Origin of the sequence: Pantoea sp. SIMBA_079, assembly GCF_046940275.1 — a bacterium.
Lineage (GTDB): Bacteria > Pseudomonadota > Gammaproteobacteria > Enterobacterales > Enterobacteriaceae > Pantoea > Pantoea borealis.
This window is the reverse complement of sequence record NZ_JAWRYR010000778.1, coordinates 1-244: the sequence shown is the minus strand read 5'-3', so window position 1 is coordinate 244 and position 244 is coordinate 1. Positions and strand designations below refer to the sequence as shown.

Below are 244 nucleotides of genomic sequence, written 5' to 3'. Positions count from 1 at the left end.
CCCGACGATTGCCACTTCCGGGGTGTTGACCACCGGCGTGCTGACAATGCCACCCAAGGCGCCGAGGCTGGTCAGGGTGATGGTCGAGCCAGACAGTTCCTCGCGACTGGCCTTGTTGTTACGTGCAGCGTTGGCCAGGCGCGAAATCTCGCCGGCATTGGCCCACAGGCTGCCCGCTTCGGCGTGGCGCAGCACCGGTACCATCAGGCCGTTGTCACCTTGGGTGGCAATGCCCACATGCACC

At 65.2% G+C, this 244-nt stretch carries 1 protein-coding gene; it reads right to left on the bottom strand.

Features of this window, described 5'->3' with window-relative positions; all coding sequences use genetic code 11:
• The coding region (locus SB719_RS22060; protein ID WP_412160017.1) for a 2-oxo acid dehydrogenase subunit E2 at window positions 1–244 on the bottom strand (244 nt) is incomplete at both ends.